The following is a 20,265-nucleotide window of genomic DNA, read 5'->3' on the forward strand; positions in this document are numbered from 1 at the left end:
GCCGCTCCTCCTCCAGCTCCTCCGGCGTCTTCAGCGGCGTGTCGGAGTCCTCGCCCTCCTCCTCGGGGCGGGTGACGACCTCCTCCTCGTCGTCGGCCCGCCGCTTCTCCTCGACCGCCCGGCGCCGCTCCTCCTCCAGCTCCTCCGGCGTCTTCAGCGGCGTGTCGGAGTCCTCGCCCTCCTCCTTGAGGTGGGTGACGACCTCCTCCTCGTCGTCGCCCTTGAGGTGGGTGACGACCTCCTCCTTCCCGGAGGTCGTGGAGGCCGAGTCGTCCTCCTCGATCCGGTGCCGCGCCTCCAGGTCCTCCCGGATCTTCGACCCGCTGCCCGGACCCCGACCCGCGTGCCTCGAACGGACGAGCACCTCCTCCTCGTCGTCGGACGTGGACCTCGACTCCTCCTCCGCCCGGCGCTGCGCCTCCGCCGCCTCCCGCAGGGCGCGCTCCTGCTCCTGCCGGCGCGTGGCGGCGTCGAGGGTCGAGTAGCCCTCGCGCTCGTCGTGGTCGAGCAGGACCCGGCGCCCGTCGGTGGGGCCGAACTCCGACACCTCGGCTTTCCCGTTGCGCACCTCCACCAGGCTGACCCGCAGGTCCAGCGCAGCGGCGGTGAGCACGGCGAAGGCGTCCCGCACCGCGGCGGGGTCGTGCACGCCGTCCAGGCCCTTCTCCTGCCAGAGGGCGATCTCCCGGTGCAGGTCCTCCAGGAAGACCGGCCAGTCAGCCGGCTCGTTGCCCATCCGGCGGGCCCAGGCGGAGTACAGGTCGTGCGCCTCCCGCGCGAGGCCGGGGGTCTTCCGGAACCGGGACACGACCAGTTCGCGCAGCGCCTTCTCCGTCTCGGCCGGGTCGGCGGCCAGCCGGGCGGCCCCGTCGTCGCCGAACAGGTTCCGCAGCAGCTGCGGGTCCGCCTCGGCGAGCGCGCGCAGCATCGGCGCGCCGGCCGGTTCCTCGTCCGGGCGGACGGCGTTGCGGGCGACGGGGGCGCCGTTGGACGCCGGGGTGGAGTGCTGCCGGGAGCCCTCCTGGCCCGGCTCGCCCCGGACCTCGGTGATCAGGCCGCCCACGCGCCGGACGTGCACGGTGACGCCGCCGACGTTGCCCTCCAGGTCGCCGTCCGGCACCGGCAGCGTCCCGTTCGCCCGGGCCCGGTCGAGCACCACGCCGGCCGCGTAGCGGATGTCGTCGGCCGACCACTCGCGCGGCAGGCCCGGGCCGCGCGGGTCGCGCCACGCACCGTCGGCGAAGGCGGGCCGGAGCGTGGCCACGTCGAACTGCGGGACGAGGTCCGGCAGTCGTTCGTCCGGCCGGCGCGGTCCGGGCTCGCGCAGCGCGGCGGGACCCTCGGTCGGCAGCACCCGCGGGGAGTAGGCGGTCACCGGACCGGCCATGCCGAACAGCTGCCGCAGCGGGCCGCCCTCGCGGTTCCAGCCGAAGGCGGGCAGCAGCGGGCCGAGCAGCGCCGAGGGGGTGGCGCCGGCGGCCTCCTGCGGGGTGAGGCTGCGGAAGGCGCCCTCGGGCCGGGCCACCGGGACGACGGTGACGTTGACCAGCAGCGGCTGCCGGCCCTGGTTGCCCTGTGCCCAGGCCAGGGCGACGTCGCGGTTCACCTGGTCGGTGTAGGCGCGGACCTGCTGCTCCGTCACCCCGCCCTCGCGGCCCACGTGCAGCGGGACGACGACGTCGAGGCCCTGCTGGCCGGAGCTGAAGAGCACCCGCTGGACCTGGAGGTGCCCGGTGCCGACGGCGATCGTGCGGGGGGTGCCGCCCGCGATCAGCTGCTGCTGGTCCCAGAACTCCGTGTGGCCGCCGGGCTGCAGCGCGGTGGGCCGGTAGGCGAGGTGCCGGCCGTCGCGGCTGAGGCCCTCGATCCGGACGCCGTTCGCCTCGCCGATCCAGCGGTAGGTCCGGTCGTCGATCCGGATCCGGTGGAACGCTCCGGCGTGGGCGGCCTCGACGGCCTGGAGGACGCCGACCCGGCCCCAGTCGCGCGGGAACATGGTCCGCACCGAGGTGCCCTGCGGCTCCAGCCAGCGGTTGCGGAACTGCGCGAGCGGCGCGTCGGGGGCGACCCGGGCGTCGAGGAAGCGCACCCGGGCCTGGTAGGTGCCGTTGACGTGGGTGGGCCCGCGTTCGATCACCTCGACGCCGCGCTGGCGGTGCCAGTCGGCGAGGCTCACGGCGGAGCGCGGGGCGAACTCCTGGTGCAGGCCGGTGAAGAACTGCCGGTCGCCGTAGCGGGAGACGTCCTGGGCCCGCTGCCCGTAGCGCAGGATGCTCTCGGGCCGGGAGGGCGCGTACTCGGGGTCGGGGTCGCGCGGCGGCAGCGGGCGCAGGTCGGACAGGCCGTCCCAGGCCTCGGCCGACCGGCGGGGGCGGGTCGGCGGGGCCGGGGGCGCCTGCGGCTCCGGCTGGGTGTCGGCGGGGCGGAAGGAGAGGAACGTGTCGCCGTGGACCTCGCCCTCGATCCGCACGCCGGCATACTCGCCGGTCCAGCGGAGCCGGCCGCCGCCGGCCGACGCCACCTTGTTGGTGCGCAGCGCGTCGAGGTAGGCCTGCTCGGCGGCGTAGACGGCGTCGTCCTCGGTCCAGTTCCGGGGGAAGAGCCGGCTCCTCCGGGCGGTGTCGGTGGTGAGCAGGTCGCCGGCGGCGCTCCCGGTGGCGACGGCGACGGCGCGGCGTCCCCGGCCGGTCGGCGCGGCCTCGTACTCGACGTGCAGCACGCCGTTGGGATGCTGCTCGACGATGCCCGACGGCCGGCGGCGGTCGGAGCCGGCCGGCGGGAGGAGGTGGCCGGTCCCGGTGTGGCGGTCGCCGTACAGCGAGGACTGCCGCGCGTCCTGGTCGAAGGAGGCCCGGGGCGGCAGCGGCCGGCCGCCGGGGCCGGTGCGGGTGGAGGTCAGCCGGGACGGCTGGGTGCCGAACACCTCGTCGATGGCGGCGCCCAGTTCGCGCAGGTTGCGCGGGGCCAGGGTGGGCACGCCGTCGACCGGGCGGGTGCCGATGCCGGCGATCTGGTCGGCGGTGATCCGGCCGTGCTCGACCCGGTCGGAGCCCATCATCCCGGAGTCGGTGTAGACGGTGTGCCGGGTCTGGTGGCGGCGGTACTCGTCGTCGAGGCCGAGCAGGTGGCCGATCTCGTGGGCGAGCGAGTCCGGGGTCGACTCCAGGGACCAGGTCTCGTTGTCCTCCTGGAGCTTGCGGCTGAACAGGTCGACGATGTGGACGTGGTGGTTCACGTCGGCCGAGTGGTCGACGAACTCGGGCCGCACCCGCAGCACGCTGCCGTCGGGCAGCCGGTGGCCGGTGTTGTAGGCCTGGTTGACGCCGTCCCAGACCCGGTCGATGACCTCGCCGATCTGGTCGTCGGTGAACTGCTCGACGTGGGCGTCGTAGCCGTAGCCCTCCTCGATGCCGTCCTCGGCGGCCTCACGGCGGATGTGGATGCGCACCACGACCTCGGTGGCCGGGTCGCCGTTCTCCAGGAAGCCGCGCCGCACCTCGTACCCGCGGAGGAAGGAGGCGGAGACGGAGCGCCGGAAGGCGTCGAGCGGGGCCCGGACCTCGCGCGCCGCGGTGACCTGGGCGAGGTCGGTCTCGGCGGGGTCCACCAGCATGGTGAGGTCGTCGCCGTGGTCGGTCTGTGCCGGGGAGGACTCCCGCTCGGACAGCATCTCGGTGTCGCGGTCGACGAGGTCGTGCCGCTGCGCGCCCTCGTCGGTGATCCTGACGACGGCCTCGCTGTCCGGGCCGTGGCGGGTGATGCCGCCCTGCTGGTCGGTCACCTCCAGCCGGATGTGCAGGGCGTGGGCCAGCAGCGGGGCGAGCGCGTCGCCGAGCCCCGCGTCCCCGGTGCCGTCCGAGACCGCCAGGTCGTGCCGCAGGCCGCGGATCTGCTGGGCGGTGTCCAGAGCCGGGAGCCGGTGCGGACGGAAGGCGGTGAGCACCTCGGCGGGCAGGTCCTCGGCCCGGGTCCGCTGGAGGTACTCGGCCACCTCGGCCGCCATCAGCCGGAGCAGTTCCCGCCGCTCGGTGGCCGGCGGGAGGCCGTGGTGGGCGAGCAGGGCGGCGGCGAGTTCGGGCGCGGCGTCCGCGACGGCGTCCAGCAGCGGGTGGCCGTCCGCCGGCGCGAGGTGGGGCACGGCGGCGCCGGCCCCCGAGGTGTGCCCGGCCCCGGCCGGGGCGAGCGGCGGCACGTGGAGCTGCGGGAGGTCCCGCTGGTCGCCGATGCCCCGGTAGGAGGTGATCAGGCCGTCGACGACCTCGACCTCCAGCAGGACGCCGTGGAACTCGTCGTAGACGACGGCGGTGTCCCGCGGGCCGACCCCGTTGCGCTCGACGAGCCGGGTGACGGCCCAGTGCGCGTCGCGGGCGGTCCACTCGCGGGGCAGGCTCTGGTCGGCGGGCAGGCCGTGCGGGTCGAGGTCCAGCGCCTCCGGGGTGAACCGGAAGTCCATCGCGCCGATGGCCCGCCGGCTCTGCCGGTCGGCGCCCGCGGTGACGGACGGCGCCGGCTCGCCCTCCCGCGGCGGACCGGGCTCGCGCAGGTCGGCGGGGAGCGGCGGGGCGCCCTCGACGGCGTGCAGGTCGGCCAGCACGTCCACCCGGGTGGGGGCCAGCGCCTCCAGCTGGGAGGCGGTCTCGTTGAAGACGTCCAGGTCGTCCCGGTGGGCGAGCGGGCCGAGGAGGAGCCGCAGGCTCTCCGCGGTGTCGGTCACCAGCAGGTCGGCGGGCTCCGGCAGGGAGTCCCGGTCGACGATCACCCGGGCGTAGGGGTCCGGGTGCTCCTCGTGGAAGTCGAGGCGGACGGTGACCAGCGCCTCCGGTGTCCCGTCGGGATCGGCGGTCTCCCGCACCCGTTCGCGGACGTAGGCGTCCACCCGGCGCTGGAGCTCGCCCGTGGCGGCGCGCCGCTCGGCGGCGGTCAGGTGGCCGTCCACGGTCACCGTGACCGGCAGGGTGATCTCCAGGCCGAGCTGCCCGGAGTCGAACAGCACCCGGGAGACGGTCACCGTGCGGCCGTCCAGGTCGAGGTCGTCGCCGCGGACGGTGTGCCGCGTCCGGCGGTCGTCCCAGGCCCGCAGGGGCGGCGCGGGCTGGTCGGCGGTCGGGCGGTGGGCCAGGTGGGCGCCGTCGCGGGAGAGGCCCTCGATCCGGACGCCGTCGGCCTCGCCCGTCCAGTAGTACGTCCGGCCGTCCGCCAGGTACACCCGGTGCTCGTCCGGGACGCTGTCGTGCGCCTCGTCGACGCGGTTCAGCAGTCCCTCGGCGGACCAGGTGCGGGGGTACATGGTGCGCAGGCCGTCGTCGTCGTCCCGGACCCGCCAGCGGGTCGGGAAGTCGGCGAGCGGGGAGGTCGGGGCGACGGTCGGGTCGAGGAAGGCCACCCGGGCCCGGTAGGTGCCGTTGTGGATCGGCGGCTCGGTCTCGACGACGCGGGCGCCGTGGGCCCGCAGCGCGCTCTCCCGCTCGGCGGGCCGCAGGTCCAGCTCGTGGTGCAGGCCGGTGAGGTGGCGGCGGTCGCCGTAGCGGGCGACGTCCTCGGCGCGCTGCCCGAACGTCCCGTAGGCCCGGGCGGGGTCGTCGGGGGACGGTCGGTGGGGGGCGTTCAGGGGCGGGTCGACGTCCGGCTGCCGGTCGCTGGGGCGGAAGGACAGGAACTCGCCCGCGTGGATCTCGCCCTCGATCCGGACTCCGGCGTACTCGCCGGTCCACCGGTAGCGGCTGCCGCCGAGCGGGAGGACGTCGTTGGTGCCCAGGGCGTGCAGGTAGGCCTGTTCCGCCGCGTACGCCGCGTCCTCGCTGGTCCAGTTGCGCGGGAACATCCGCCGCCGCCCGGTCCCCGCCAGGATCAGGTCGTCGGCCGCCGCGGAGGCGGCGTCCAGCCGCCGGGGCCGGGGCAGGGTCGAGGCCGTCTCCCCGGAGAAGTCGGCCACCACCACGCCGTTGCGCTCCACCCGGACCACCTGGCCGGGCGCGGTGCGGTCGGAGCCGGCCGGGGGCAGCAGGTGGCCGCCGGGGTTGCGGGTGTCGCCGAAGGTGGAGGTCTGGAGGGCGTCCTCGCCGAAGGAGGCCCGGCGCGGGAGGTCGTGCACGACCGGTGCCATCGGGACGGGGCCGAAGGCGTCCTCGATCGCCCGGCCCAGCTCCCGCAGGTGCCGCGGCGCGAGCGCGAACCGGATGTCGGTGTCGTCCGAGCCGATGCCGGCGTCCTGGTCGAACCGGACCCGGCCGTTGCCGGCGTGGGTGCCGCCCATCAGGGTCGCGTCGAGGTGCGAGGCGCGGGGGCGGATCTCCGCCACCACCTCCAGGTCGCCGTCCTGGTCGGTCGTCTCCAGCCGGACGCGCCGCTCCCGGTACTCGTCGGGCAGGCCGAGCAGGTGGCCGAGCTCGTGGGCCAGCACGGTCCGGTCGGTGTCCAGGCCCCAGAGGCCGGAGTGCTCGCGGATCCGCTCCCCTGGGGCGGGGGTCCGGACCTCGACCTCGTGGTGCGCCAGGCCGGGGTCGTCGACGAACTCGACCCGCACCACCAGGGCGTCGCCGTCGGGGAGGCGGTGGCCGGTGTTGAAGTACTCGTCCACGCTCCGCCCGGCCCGCCGGCGCAGGCGCCGCAGGGCCGCGGTGTGGTCCTCGCCGGCCGGCAGGCCGGAGGTGTCCAGGTGGACCCGGAGCACGAGCTCGACCGCGGTACGGCCGTCCACCAGGACGACGCGGTTGGCCTGGAAGGCGCGGTGGTGGGTCGCGGTGCTGGTGTGCCGGGCCGGGTCGGCGGGCGCCTCGACCTCGACCGTCCGGAGGGTCCGGGCGATCGCGAGGTCCGGTACCGGCGCCTCGTGGGCCGGCCGCACCCCGCGGGGCGCCCCGTCCGTGTCGGTGTCCGGGCCCAGGTCCATGTCCACGGAGCGGTGGGTTCCGGAGCCGTCGTCGGAACGCGTGTCCGAGCCGTCGTCGGAGCCGTCGTACCGGGACTCCATCTCGGCGTCGGTGGAGAGGTAGTCGAGGGTGGAGTCCGTGTAGTACTCCATGTCCTCGTCCTCGGACTGCCGGTACAGGTCCATGGCCTCGTCCTCGTCGGCGAGGAGACGGCCGTCGTACGGGCCGGAGCCGTCGTCGGAACCGGGCGTCACTGGCCGCGGGCTCCGGTCCCGGCCGGGCGTGCGCGGCAGCGAACCGCCCTCGTCACCGCCGGGCGTGCGCGGCAGGGAACCGCCGTCGTGACCCGGCGTCGACGGCCACCCGCCCTCGTCACCGCCGGGCGTGCGCGGCAGCGAACCGCCGTCGTGACCCGGCGTCGACGGCCACCCGCCCTCGTCACCGCCCGGCGTACGCGGCAGGGAGCCGTCCTCCGGGCGCGGGGGCTCCGGTGCGAACAACCGCTCGACCGTGACCGGGACGACCGGCCGGCCGGTGCCGCGCTCGGGCGGGCTGAAGTTCAGCTGGGCAGGCGGGGTGTGCCCGTCGGCGAGGGAGAAGTCGACGATCCGGTACTGCTCGTCGCGCAGCACCGTGATCTCGACCTCGGCGAACCGCACCCGGACCCGGAAACCGTCCTCGACCAGCTCCTCCTCCCCGACCCGCCGACCGTTGGCGGCCGCGAAGAGCCGCTCCTGCGCCGTCCACTCCCGGGGCAGTCCGCGGCCCGCGTCGGCGCGCAGGTCCGGGCTGACGTGGCCGGCCGGGACCGGGTTGAGGGACATCGCGGAGATGGTGGCGGGGCGCCGGCCGGCGCCGGGGCCCGTCGGCTCGGTGAGCGGGGCGGAGCGCGGCGCGTCCGGCGGCAGGACGCCGCCGGGCTGCTCGTCCGCCGGACGGTGGATCAGGTGCCGGCCGTCGCGGGTGATGCCCTCGATCCGGATGCCGTCGTTGCTGACACCGGTCCAGTGGACGGCACCGTTCACCCGGCGGTCGTCGGCCCGGTCGCGGTTGTGGTGGGCCTCCTCGACGGCCTCCAGGACGTGGTCGGCCTGCCAGTCCCGCGGGTAGAACATGTGCGACTGGTCGTCGGCGCGCACGTGCCAGCGGGACGGGAAGGCCTCCATCGGAGCCCGCGGGGAGACCACCGGGTCGAGGTACCAGACCTGGGCGCGGTAGGTCCCGTTGGGGTGCGCGGCGAAGGGCGTGCCGATCCGGATGCCCTGGCGCTGGCCCGCCTGGCCGACCCGGGAGGCGTCGCCGTCGCCCGCCCAGCCCCGCTCCGGCGGCTGGTGGTGGACGCCGGTGAGGGTCTGCCGGTCGCCGTAGCGCACCAGGTCCCCGACCCGCTGGCCGAAGCCGGACGGGAAGGGGTGCCACGGCAGGTGCGAGGCCACTCCGAGCCCGCTCTGGTCGTCGGCGGGGCGGAAGGAGACGATCTCCGGGGAGGAGACCAGGCGGCCGCCGGGGCGGCGCCGGGCCAGGACGTCGACCTGGCCCTCGATCCGGACCCCGCCGTACTCGCCGGTCCAGGTCCAGGAGTTCCGGCCGAGCTCGGTGAACGCCCCGGGGCCCCGGCGCAGCGCGTGCTGGTACGCCTGCTCCGCCGCGTAGACCGCGTCGTCGGCGGACCAGTGCTCCGGGAACATGGTGCGCCCGCGCGCCCGGACGGCCGCCGAGGTGTCGAGGTCGCCCGCGTCCGAGCGGTGGCCGGCGGCCACGCCGTCGGCCGGGCCGCCGAAGACCCGGAAGGTCCCGTTGCGGTTCTCCGAGCCGGGGATCCGGGTCGGCTGCGGCCGGTCGGAGCCGGGCGGCGGGAAGAGGTGGCCGCCGCCGTCGCGGGCACCGCCGGACAACTGCCGGCCGGTGCCGTTGAGGTCGCCGTGGAGCGCGAGGCGCCGGGCGGCCCCGTTGACCCGGGGGCGCGGCGGGTGGGTGCCGTCGCCGGCGGGGCCGCGGTCGGTCCCGAAGGCCCGGTCGATCACGGAGCCGAGTTGCCAGAGGTTGCGCGCGCGCAGCACGGGCCGGGCGTCGAGGACGCCCCGGACGGAGGCCCGGTAGTTGGTGTCGACCTCGGTGCGGCCGTAGCGGTCGCGGATGTGGGAGCTCATCAGCCCGCCGTCGAGGTGGACCTGGCGGCGGCGGTCGAGCCGGGAGCTGCTCTCCCGGTACTCGTCCGGCAGTCCGAGGTGGTGGCCCATCTCGTGGACGAGGACGACGGCCGAGGTCAGGATGTCCCAGTGCTCGTGGCTGACCCGGATCCGGTCCGGGTGGACGGTCACGGTGCGGTGGGCACCGGCGGGGTCGTGCACGAACTCCGCCCGCACCCGCAGCCGGTCGCCGCTGGGCAGCCGCTGGTCGCCGTTGTAGGTCTCCGCCAGTCCGGAGCGGGCGCGGTTGACCAGGTCGTTGAGCAGGCGCACGGTGTGCGGGTCGGACAGGTTCAGCCGGCTGGTGTCCAGGTGCAGCCGGAGGGTCACCACGGACTCGGTGTCGCCGTCGGCGTGCCGGATCCGGGTGACCGAGAACCGCTGGGACTCGCGGGACTCCAGGGCGTAGTCGAAGGCGTCGGTGGGCGGACGGACCTCGTGGGTGCCGAGCACCTCGTACGGTTCGGCCCCGCGCCGGGTCAGCTGGTCCGGCATGCGCTGGTCCGGCTGGCCCCAGAAGTCGGTGATGCGGCCGTTCTCCATCCGCACCGTCAGCCGGACCCCGCCGAAGGAGCCGTGGACCAGTTCGGGCGCGTGCGTGCCGCCGGGCGGCACCGGTCCGGCGAGAGTGCGGTTCGGGGAGGCCGCGACGACGCCGGCGGCGTAGCGGGCCTCGTCGGCGGTCCACTCGCGCGGCAGGTTGCGGCCCTCGGTCGGGTGGTCCCAGGCGTCGGCGGTGAAGAACGGCCGCCGGCCGTCGAGCATCCCCTCGCCGGACACGGTGCGCGGCACGGCGGGCGCCTGCGGCTGCTGCTCGGAGGCCAGGACCTCGGCCAGCCGGTCCGTGCCCGCGGCCTCGTGCAGCAGGGGCAGGGCCTGCCGGACGGTGGGGTCCTGCCCGGGCACGAGCCGGACCTCGGCGGCGTCGGCGTCCCGGGTGAACTCCAGCCGGAGCTCCAGCCGGGTGGTGCTGCCGGCCCGGTGACCGTCCAGGTACTCCTCGGCCGACGCCCGCAGCGCGGCCTCCGCCCGCCGCAGGTCGGTGCCGGTGGGGTCCTCACCGCCCACCAGCCGGATCCGGGCGGTGAGCCGCAGGACCTCGGAACCGTCGAACATGAGGTCGCGCCGGACCCGCACCGGCCCGAGGCCGACCAGGTCCACGTCCTCGCCCCGGCGGGCCGTCGCCTCGGCGGGGCCGCGGTGGTCCGGGTTGTCCCAGCCCTGGTGCGGGGCCGGGCGGTGGTAGTAGAGAGTGCCGTCGGGCCCGAACCGGCCCTCGATCCAGACGCCTTCGGACTCGCCGAGCACCACCCGCGAGCCGTCGCCCTCGTGGCGGGTGTGGACGGGGTGGTCGAGCGCGGCGGTGACGTGCGCGGCGAGCTGGGCCTCGTTCCAGCGCTCCGGGTAGTACACCGTGCCGGGGTCGAGCGCGGACCGGTGCCAGCGGGAGGGGAAGAGCGTCGCCGGGGCGCCCTGCCCGACCCCCTGGTCGAGGTGCACGGTGACGAGGCGGACCGCGCCGTTGGCCAGGGTGGTCCGCATCTGGTCGCCCGCCGCGGCCGGCGGGCGGCGCGGGGCGCCGGTCACCGTGCCGTCGAGGTCGGCGGGCTGCCAGGCGGAGGCGGTGTTCCGGTGGGGGGCCGGCGTTTCGGAGCTGGTGTGGTGCGGTCCCGCGCCGGGGGTGGGGACGAACGGGGGGACGTGCAGCTGCGGCAGCTCGCGCTGGTCGCCGACGCCGGTGATGCGGACGATCTGGGCGTCCTCGACGTGGACCTCGACGACGACGTCGCCGATGGTGCCGCGGACGATCTCGCTCACGGTCGCGCCGTGCCGGCTCTCGTGGTCCCGCAGGACCTGCAGCGCGGCCCAGCGGGTGTCGAGGGCGTTCCACTCGTGGGGCAGGCTCCGGTTCGCGGGGAGGTCGCGGGGGTCGGCGGCCAGGACCTGCTCGCTGAACCGCACGTCCATGGCGGCCAGCAGCTGCACGGTCCGCGTGTCCCAGCCCGGGACGACGCCGGGCGGCTGCTCGCCCTCCCGCAGGGGGCCGGGTTCGCGCAGGTCGGTGGGGACGCGCGGCCCCCCGTGCACGGCGACCAGCTGCTCGGCCGGGGTCGCCAGGTCGCCCAGCATCCGGCCCTGCCACGGGAACACCCGGTGCTCGCCCGAGCGGGCCAGCGGGCCCAGGACGTGCTCGGCGTCCGACAGGGCGTCGGGGCGCAGGAGCATGGTGGAGAAGACCTCGCCGTTCGGCGGGTCGAAGTCGAGCCGGACGGTGATCAGCCAGGGCTGCGTCCCGGGCCCGGCCGCCTCCAGCAGCCGGTCGCGGACGTACGCGTCCACCCGCTGCTGCATCTCGGCCCGGGCGAGCCCGGGCAGGTGCGCCGGGACCGGGCCGTGGACGACCGTGCGCACCGGCACGGTGATCCGCAGGCCGTCCTGCCCGGAGTCGAACAGCACCCGGGCGACGGACAGCGGCCGGTCGCCCAGCCAGACCCGGGTGTCCGGGGAGCTGCCCACCTCCCGCCGCGGGTTCCACTCCGCCATCGGCTGGTTCTCGGACGGGCGGTGGGCCAGGTGCAGACCGTCGCGGGAGAGGCCCTCGATCCGGACGCCGTAGGCCTCGCCGGCCCAGTGGTAGGTCCGGCCGTCCGCCTGGTAGACGCGCCGTTCGACCGGGACGCCGTCGTGCGCGACGTCGACGGCGAGGAACAGGTTCTCGGCGGTCCAGGTGCGCGGGTACATGGTGCGCGACGTCCCCGGCCGGCGGAAGCGCCAGCGGGTCGGGAAGTCGGCGAGCGGGGAGGTCGGGGCGACGGTCGGGTCGAGGAAGGCCACCCGGGCCCGGTAGGTGCCGTTGAGGATCGGCGCGGAGGTCTCGACGACCCGGGCGCCGTGGGCGCGCAGCGCGCTCTCGGCGTCGGCCGGGGAGAGGCCGAGTTCGTGGTGCAGGCCGGTCAGGTGCTGGCGGTCGCCGTAGCGGGCGATGTCCTCGGCCCGTTGGCCGAAGGCGCCGAAGATGCCGTCGAGCTCGGGGCGGTGGGGGGCGTTCAGGGGCGGGTCGACGTCCGGCTGCCGGTCGCTGGGGCGGAAGGACAGGAACTCCCCCGCGCGGATCTCGCCCTCGATCCGGACTCCGGCGTACTCGCCGGTCCACCGGTAGCGGCTGCCGCCGAGGTGGACGACGTCGTTGGTGCCCAGGGCGTGCAGGTAGGCCTGTTCCGCCGCGTACGCCGCGTCCTCGCTGGTCCAGGTGCGCGGGAACATCCGCCGCCGGCCGGTTCCGGCCAGGATCAGGTCGTCGGCCGCCGCGGAGGCGGCGTCCAGCCGCCGGGGCCGGGGCAGGGTCGAGGCCGTCTCCCCGGAGAAGTCGGCCACCACCACGCCGTTGCGCTCCACCCGCAGCACCCGCCCGGGCTCCGTCCGGTCGGAGCCGGCCGGGGGCAGCAGGTGGCCGCCGGGGTTGCGGGTGTCGCCGAAGGTGGAGGTCTGCAGGGCGTCGCGGCCGAAGGAGGCCCGGCGCGGGAGGTCGTGCACGACCGGTGCCGTCGGGACCGGGCCGAGGGCCCGCTCGATCGCCCGGCCCAGCTCCCGCAGGTGCCGGGGCGCGAGCGAGTCGTGGATCACGGTCTCGTCCGAGAGGAGCCCGGCGTCCTGGTCGAGCCGGACCCGCCCGCGGCTGCGCGAGGCGCTGCCCAGCAGGCTGGCGTCGGCCATCGACGGCCGGGGGTGGATCGGGTCGTCGACCAGGACGGTGTTGCCGTACTCGTCGGTGCCCTCCTCGCGGACGCGCCGCTCCCGGTACTCGTCGGGCAGGCCGAGCAGGTGGCCGAACTCGTGGGCCAGGGTCCGCTCGGTGCTGCCGAGGTGCCACTCGTCCTGGGCCTCGCGGCCGGTCCCGTCCAGCACCTCGACCCGGTGGTGCGCGTCGTCGGGCCCGACGAACTCGATCCTGGTCACCAGGACGTCGCCGTTCGGCAGCCGGTACCCGCGGTTGTAGTACTGGTCGATGCCGCGCTGGGCGCGCTCCTGGAGCTCCCGGACGGCCCGGTCGCGGTCCGGGCCGGGAGGCAGGCCGTCGGCGTCGAGGTGGATCCGCACCACCATCTCGACCGCCGGGCTGCCGTCCACCAGGACGCCGCGGGCGACCCGGAAGCGGCGCAGGAAGGTGGAGTCGCTGGTGTGGCGGGCCGGGTCCGCGGGCGGGTGGACGTCGACCGGCCGGCCGAGGGCGGCGAACCGCAGGTCCGGTGCCGGCGCCTCGTGTGCCGGGCGCACCGGGCGGGGCGGCGGCGGGGACTGGTCGAGCTCCATGTTCCCGGCGGCCGGGTGGGGGGCGGCGAAGCTGCCGTCCCACTCCATCGACTCGTCGTCGGAGATGAGGTCCATGGTGTCCGCGCGGGACACCTCGGACATCGCGTCGTCGTCGTCCTCGTACCAGTCCTCGTCCTCGTCATCGGCGCGCCGCGAGGAGGTGTCCGAACCGTCGTCGTGGCCGTCCTCGTCGTAGCCGTCGTCGGAGCCGTCCTCCTCGCGCCGCGAGGAGGTGTCGGAGCCGTCCTCCTCGTCCGGGTGGAACGGCGCCCTCGGCGGCTGCTCCTCCCCGGCGGGGCCCTTCGGCCGGCGGGTGCCGCGCTCGGGCACCGGGACGTCGAGCTGGGCGGGCGGGGTGTGGCCGTCCGCGACCGAGTAGTCGGTGACCTTGCCGTCCGCGTCCCGCACCACCGTGATCCGGACGCCGGCGAAGACCACCTCGCCGCGGGTGCCGCCGCCGTCGAGCGGCGTGTCGACGCCGGCCTTCTTCCCCTTGTGCACGGCGTAGCGCTGCTCCTGCGCCGTCCAGGCCGCGGGCAGGCCGCGGCCGGCCGTGCTGCTCAGGTCAGGGCCGAAGACGTCGGCGGGCACCGTGCCGGGGAGCATGCCGGAGGTGACGGCGGGGCGCCTGCCGGTGCCGGGCGGGCCGGGCTCGGTGAGCGGCGGGGAGGTGGGCGCGCCGGCCCGGCGGACGACGCCGGGCTGCTCGTCCGCGGGGCGGTGCGCCACGTGTCGGCCGTCGCGGGTGATGCCCTCGATCCGGATGCCGTCGCCGGTGCCGGTCCAGTGGACGGCGCCGTCCACCACCCGGTCCGCGGACCTGTCCCGGCCGGTGTACGCGGAGTCGACGGCGTCGAGGATCCGCACCGGGCGCCAGTGGTCCGGGTAGAACATGTTGAGCGCGTAGTCGGTGCGCTTGAACCAGCGCGAGTCGAACTGCGCCATCGGCGCCGCGGGGTTGACGGCCGGATCGAGGTACCAGACGGTGGCGCGGTAGGTGCCGTTGGGGTTGGGGGCGGAGGGGGTGCCGATCCTGATGCCCGACCGCTGGCCGGCCAGGAGGGCCTCGCGGGAAGCCGTGCCCCGTTCGTTGAGGAGGTTCGGCGGCTGGTGGTGGACGCCGGTGAGGGTCAGCCGGTCGCCGTAGCGCAGCAGGTCCCCGGCCCGCTGGTCGAAGGTGTCCGGGAAGGGGTGCCAGGGCAGGTGCGGGGCGGGTCCGAGGCCGCCCTGGTCGTGGGACGGCCGGAAGGAGACGATCTCCGCCACCCGGACCGGGCCCTGGGGGCCCTGCTCGGTCCGGACCTGGATCCGGCCCTCGATCCGGACCCCGCCGTACTCGCCGGTCCAGCTCCAGGAGTCCGGTCCGGCCTCGGTGAAGGCGCCGTCGCCTCGGCGGCGGGCGTGCTGGTACGCCTGCTCCGCCGCGTAGGCGGCGTCGTCGGCGGACCAGTGCTCCGGGAACATGGTGCGCCCGCGTGCCCGGACGGCCGCCGAGGTGTCGAGGTCGCCCGCGTCCGAGCGGTGGCCGGCGGCCACGCCGTCGGCCGGGCCGCCGAGGACCCGGAAGGTCCCGTTGCGGTTCTCCGAGCCGGGGATCCGGGTCGGCCGCGGGTCGTCGGAGCCGGGCGGCGGGAAGAGGTGGCCGCCGCCGTCGCGCCCGGAGCCCGGCTCCCGCAGGCTGATGCGGGTCAGGTCGCCGTGGAGGGCCAGGCGCAGCGCGTCGGCGTTCATCCGGGGCCGCGGCGGGTGGGTGCTCTCCGGGCCCGGGCCGCGGTCGGCGCCGAAGGCCTGGTCGATCACGTTGCCCAGCTGCCGCAGGTTGCGCGCGCGCAGCAGGGGCCGCGGGTCGGGGGTGAGCGGGGCGCCGGTCAGGTTGTCCATGTCCGCGAGGGGGCGGTTGAACCGGTCGCGGACGTAGGAGCCCATCAGCCCGCCGTCGAGGTAGACCGGGCGCAGCGGGGCGCCGTCGGAGCGCTCGCGGTACTCGTCCGGCAGCCCCAGCAGGTGGCCGACCTCGTGGGCGGCGGTGACGGCCTTGGTGCCCAGGCCCCAGTTCGCGGAGTCCTCCCGCGCCTGCTTCGGGTGGACCGTCACGGTGTGGTGGGCCTTGCCCGGAGCGTCGACGAACTCGACCCGCACCCGCAGCCGGTCGCCGCCGGGCAGCCGCTGGCCGATGTCGTAGACCTCGGAGACCCCGGTCCGGACCCGCTTGGTCAGCTCCTTGAAGCCGGTGGCGGTCTGCCGGTCCGCCAGGTTGAGCTTGCTGGTGTCGAGGTGGATCCGGACGGTCACCAGGGCCTCGGTGTCGCCGTCGGGGAGCCTGAGCCGGCTCACCGTGAAGCGCTGCATACGGCGCAGCTCCATGGACCGCTCGAAGGCGTCCTTCGGCGGGCGGATCCGGTGGGTTCCCAGCACCTGGGCCTTCTCTGCGGCCGGCGCGGCCAGCTGGTCGGGCATCCGCTGGTCCGGCTGGCTCCAGAAGTCGGTGATCAGCCCGTCCTCGACCCGCACCGTGAGCTTCACCCCGGCGAACCTGCCGTGGCGCAGTTCGGGCGCGGTGGTGCCGCCCGGCGGCACCGGGCCCACCGGGACGCGGTCGGCCGAGGCCGCGACCGTGCTGGCGGCGTAGCGGGCCTCGTCGGCGGTCCACTCGCGCGGCAGGTGGCGGCCCAGGGTCGGGCTGTCCCACGCGGCGGGGGCGAACAGCGCCTTCCGGCCGCCGAGCATCCGGGCGCCGCCGCCGTCGAGGCTCTCCGGCGGCGGCGGCGCCTGCTGCTTCAGCGCGTCCAGGGCGGCGGCCGGCCCGTCGGCGGCGATCCGCTCGTGCAGCCGCGGCACGACCTGCTCGGCGGTGAGGTCCCGGCCCGGGGTGACGCGGAGCTCGACGGCGTCGGCGTCCTGGGTGAAGTCCAGCCGGATCCCGGCGGGAGTTCCGCCCTCCTGGAGGCCGGCCAGGAGCTCCCTGACCGACCGGTCGAGGTCGGCCCGGGTACGGAGCCTGTCGTGCAGCGGCGCGTCCTCGTCGCCCGTCAGCTTGACCCGGACGGTGATCTGGAGGGTCTCGGAGCCGTCGAACATGAGGTCGCGGCGGACCCGGACCGGTCCGAGGCCGGGCGGCTCCACCTCGGTGCCCCGGGCGGCGGTCAGCGTCGCCGGGTCGGTGTAGCGGGGGTGCTGGAGCGTCTGGTACGGGTCGGGGCGGTGGCCCAGGAAGGTGCCGTCGGGCAGGTACATGCCCTCGATCCAGACACCGCCGGACCGGCCCAGCTTGTAGCGGATGCCGTTCGCCTCGCGCTGGAGGACGGGGTCGGCGAGCGCGGTGGTGACGTGCTGGCGCAGACCGGACGCGGTCCAGTCCTTGGGGTAGTAGACGGTCCCGGGGTCGAGCAGGGAGCGGCTCCAGCGGGAGGGGAACGCCGAGGCCGGCGCGCCCGGCCGGACGTTCGCGTCCAGCTCCGCGCGGTGGACGCGGACGGTGCCGTTGGGCAGCACCTCCTGCCAGGTCCCGGCCACGGGGGCGGGCGGGCGGATCGGGAGGCTGCTGCGGAACCTGCCGTCGGTTCCGGCGGGGTGCCAGGGGTTGTCGGGGGCCGGCTGCGCCGGCGGGAGGGCGGCGCCCGCCGGCGCCGTGGTGGCGGCCGCGGGCGGCGGCACCGGCGCGTCCGCGTCCTGCGGCGCCTTCGGGGCGGGCTGCCCGTCGGCGCGGTCGCCGGACGCGGGGGCGGCGTGGTCGGCGGAGGCGGGCGGGTGGTCGTCGCCGAGGTGCTCGTCGGCACCGGTGCGGCGGGGGGCGGGTCCGGCGACGGGCGGCACGGGCCGGTTGAACTGGGGCGGGAACCCGGTCCCGCCGAGCACCTCGGCGCCGGTGACCCGGCCCAGCTCGTCGCGCACCAGCCGCACCCGGACGCGCAGGTGCTCGACCAGCTCCGCCGTGCGGCCGTGCGGCACCGCCGGCTGCGGCTGGTCGGACACGAACGGGACGCCGTTGCGGGCAGCGTCGGCGAGGTAGGAGAGGGCGTCCTGGCGCGACCAGCCGGCGGGAAGGCCGGCGTCCCCGGGGGTCCAGCCGTCGGGGAGCGCGAAGGAGCGCTCCAGCTGCGGGTGCAGCGTCTCGGTCCGGCTGACCGTCGCGGGCCGCTCGTCGGTGCCCGGCGTGCGGGGCGCCCGCAGCGGCGGGGCGTCGGGCCGGCTGGCCGTCCAGCCCTCGGCCGGGGCGGTGCGGCGCGCGTGCTCGACGACCTGGGCGACCGGGGCGTGGTCGCCGATGAGGTGCGGCAGCAGGGTCCGCGGGCCCGGCATGCTGCCGCGGCCCACCAGGGGGGCGCCGGGGTGGTCGGTCTCGATCAGGTCGGCGACCACCTTGACCAGTGCGCCGTCGGCGTCGCGCAGGTTCGCGAGCTCCTGGTCGACCCGGCGCTGGAAGGCGGCCCGGTAGTCGGCCCGGTCCTGGGCCGACATGTCCGCCCCGAAGCGCAGCGGCACGGGGGTGATGATCCCGAGTCCGTTCTGGCCGTCGCCGAACCGGACGTGCCGCACGACGGCCCCGAAGCCGCCGCCGAAGTCCACCGGGCGGGGCGCGGACTGCCGGACGATCTCCTCCGGCCGCCACCGGGAGATCGGCTGGTCGGCGGACGGGCGGTGGAGCAGGTGCAGGCCGTCGCGGGTGAGGCCCTCGATCACCACGCCCTGGTGGCGGCCGGTCCAGGACTCCGTGCCGTCGGGCAGGATCCGGCTCCCTCGCCGGGACAGGTACGCCTGCTGGACGGCGTTGAGCGTCTCGGACGCCGACCAGGCGTCGGGGTACATCACGTGGGGGGCGCCGTCGGCGCGGCGCAGCCAGCGGGACTCCAGGTTGGACAGCGGCGCGCCGGGGCCGACCCGCGGGTCGAGGTACCAGACCTGGGCCCGGTAGGTGCCGTTGTCGTGCGGCTGGTGCAGCCGCTCCACGACGAAGCCGTGCTCGCGGGCGGTCGCGGCCGACGGCCAGGTGTGGACGCCGGTGAGGGTACGGCGGTCGCCGAACCGGGTGTGGTCCTCGCTGCCCGCGGCGAACTGCCGGGGGCCGGGGTTCGGCGGCTCGAAGGCCGGGACGGGGACCCGGTCCTGGTTGTGGGCCGGCCGGAAGCCGGTGAACCCGCCGTTCGTCACCTCGCCCTCGATGCGCACCCCGGCGTACTCGCCGGTCCAGTGGTGGGTGCCGTCCCGCTCGGTGATCCGGCCGGTGCGGCGGGCGCTGTGGTAGGCCTGCTCCGCGGCGTAGGCGGCCTCGTCGGAGGTCCAGTGCCGCGGGAACATCGTGCGGGTGGTGGTGCGGGTCTCGTGGGTGGCGCCCGGGAAGAGGCCGCCCGCCGACTCCAGGTACGGCACCGGCACCCGTTCGGTGCGGGAGACCCGGAAGGTGCCGTTGGGGTGGTCCGGCCCCACCGTCCCCGGCGGCCGGGTGCGGCCCGTGCCCGGCCCGGGGTACAGGTGTCCCCCGGAGCCGTCGGTGCCGTCCAGCGAGCTGCGCAGGGCGTCCTCGCCGAACGCCGCGCGGCGCGGCGGGCCGCCGGGGGTGACCGGCCCGGCGGGCGGGCCGAACGCCTCGTCGAGGCCGGAGCCCAGCTCGCGCAGGTAGCGGGCCGGCAGGCCCTGCGCGGGGTGGACGGCGACCATCACCTCGTCGGGGCCGTCCTCGTGGACCAGGTAGCGGCCGAAGGCGTCGACGCCCTGGCTGCTCATCAGGCCGCCGTCCGGATAGATCGGACGCGGACCGTACGCCGCCTCGCGGTACTCGTCCGGCAGGCCCAGCAGGTGGCCGAGCTCGTGGGCGAGGACGGTCCGGTCGATCACGAGGTCCCAGTGCAGGGCACTGGCCCGGTCCTGCACCGGGTGGACGGCGACGGTGTGGTGCGCCTCCTCGGGGGTGTCCACGAAGTGGACCTCGAAGCGCAGCAGGTCGCCGCCCGGCAGGCGCTGCCCCCGGTTGTACTGCTCGTCGACGCCGCTCGCGACGCGGGTGCGCATCCCGAGCAGCCCCGACTCCCGCTCGGCGGGCGTCAGGCCGGACAGGTCCGCGGTGTCCAGGTGGATCCGCAGCCGGATCACGGTCTCGGTGTCCCCGTCGGGCAGCTCGACCCGGGTGGCCTCGAAGGACCGGGTGTCACGGGCGGCGATGGAACGCCGGAAGGCGTCGGCGGGCGGCCGGATCTCCGCGGTGGCCAGGACCCGGTGGGTGCCGGCCGGCGGCGCCGGGAAGTCCCCGGGCCGGGGCGCGGTGACCCGGAAGCCGGTGATCCGGCCGTCCTCGGTGAACACCCTGAGGGAGCGGCCCGCGAACTCGCCGTCGATCCGGCCGCGCGCGTCCGGGGTGCCGGCGTGCAGGACCCGGTAGGCCGCGTAGCGGGCGTCCGCCGGGGTCCAGTCCGAGGGCACGCCCAGCACCGGCCGCTCCCAGGCGGCGTCGGTGAACGACTCGCGCACGGCCGCCGACCGGCCCTGCATGAGGTCGGTGGAGCGCGGCGGCGCCGACGGGTCGTCGGTGCCGGGGGCCCGCAGCGTGCCGGCGACGGGCTCCGGCAGCGGCAGGGCGCGCCGGGCCGCGCCCGGCGGCGGGGCGAGGATCGCCGCCGCGGTGTCCAGGCCGTGCTCGTCGACGGTGCGCAGCAGCGGCCCGAGGTGGTCCGCCAGGTCGGCCGGGCGGTCGGCCCGCAGCCGGCCGCCGGAGAACGCCCCGGACGGGTCGTCGGTGAAGTCGAGCCGCAGGGAGACCGGGGTGAACGGGTCCAGGTCGGCGGTCAGCCGGTCGGCGGCCTCCTGGAGCTCCCGGCGGCGGGCGGCGACGTCCGGCCCGGTCATGCCGTCGCCGGGGGTCAGGTGCAGCCGGACGGTGAGCTCGATGCCCTCCTGCCCGGTGG

The 20,265-nt window shown here is 76.5% G+C and carries 1 protein-coding gene (running past one end of the window); it reads right to left on the reverse strand.

Going from position 1 to position 20,265, the window contains the following annotated elements; genetic code table 11:
- On the reverse strand, nucleotides 1–20,265 hold part of the coding region annotated (locus tag ACFCX4_RS02185; protein WP_376138135.1) for an EndoU domain-containing protein (this coding region is incomplete at its 3' end). 9,127 nt of the annotated region lie beyond the right edge of the window; 20,265 of 29,392 annotated nt are visible.

The sequence above is a fragment of the Kitasatospora sp. NPDC056327 genome, assembly GCF_042261735.1.
Lineage (GTDB): Bacteria > Actinomycetota > Actinomycetes > Streptomycetales > Streptomycetaceae > Kitasatospora.